Raw genomic sequence first — 1,288 nt, forward strand, 5'->3', positions numbered from 1 at the left:
TTGATCGTTCGGACTTTAGTCCTCTATAAGGTTTGATCGTTCGGACTTTAGTCCTTAATTACCAAAAACTTGGGTCTAAAGCCCCGTCCTTCTAGGACGGCTTTGATTATTCTACTATATTTATCCACTATAATGTCAGATAAATATGTTATACTTAGAACATGATAGTAAGAGAAGCAAAGCTAAAGAACGGAACGAAAGAGCAATACTTAGCACTTGATGAGGCTATCCGTACAGCACAGTTTATTAGAAATAAAGCCGTGCGTTTTTGGATGGATAATCAAGGGGTTAGTAAAGCTGTTTTGTACGCCTTATGCAAGGACTTAGCTAAGGAATTTCTTTTTGCAAAGAAGTTAAACTCTGCTGCTAGACAAGCTAGTGCTGAACGGGCTTGGGCTGCTATCTCTAGCTTTTATTCCCGGTGTAAAAAAGGTGCGGGAAAGAAAGGCTATCCAAAGTTTAAGAAATATTGTCGCTCGGTAGAGTATAAAGTTTCAGGATGGAAGTTGTCAGATGATTGTAAATTAATCACTTTCACTGATGGATTTGAGGCGGGAACTTTCTCTATATTTTGCAATAATGAAACTCAGGACGACTTGCATAGATTAAAAATAAATCGGGTGCGAGTAGTTAGAAGAGCGGACGGTTATTATGCTCAGTTTTGCTTTGATGTTGACCGTAAAGAGAAAGGGAAATATACAGGCAATGTTGTCGGGTTAGATTTGGGGTTGAAATTCTTCACCAAAGACCAAAACGATAACGCCGTGATATATCCACAATTCCTGCGAAAGTCAGAAAAGCGACTGAAGAAAGCCCAACGCCGCCTGAGTAAGAAATTTGTCAAGGGTGCTAAACCCCAATCAAAGAACTATCACAAGCAAAGGAAGAGACTGGGTAAAATCCATCTAAAAATTCAGAGGCAGCGTAAAGACTGGGCGATTAAGCAAGCGGGAGTGCGTAGTCCACTCTAACGATGTGGTTGTCTATGAAGATTTGAAGATTGCCAATATGGTGAAAAATCATTGCTTGGCTAAGTCTATTTCTGATGCTAGTTGGTATCAATTCACTCAATGGCTGGACTACTACGGCAAGATTTGGGATAAAGCAGTTGTGGCTGTATCGCCTAACTATACTTCGCAAGATTGTTCTAATTGTGGTCACAGAGCAAAGAAAGCACTCAGTACCAGAACACACTCATGTCCTAATTGCAAAATTGAACTGTGCCGTGATACCAATGCGGCTCTCAATATTTTGCAGAAAGGCATGAATCTACTGGGTACTGAGTGGC

At 40.5% G+C, this 1,288-nt stretch carries 1 pseudogene; it reads left to right on the top strand.

Features of this window, described 5'->3' with window-relative positions:
* Window positions 1-161: 161 nt before the first annotated feature.
* Window positions 162-1,288 (top strand): annotated as a pseudogene (locus tag QT974_RS34460) (RNA-guided endonuclease InsQ/TnpB family protein); the annotation flags it as partial.

Origin of the sequence: Microcoleus sp. BM001215392 (assembly GCF_036700185.1) — a bacterium.
Classification (GTDB): domain Bacteria; phylum Cyanobacteriota; class Cyanobacteriia; order Cyanobacteriales; family Microcoleaceae; genus Microcoleus.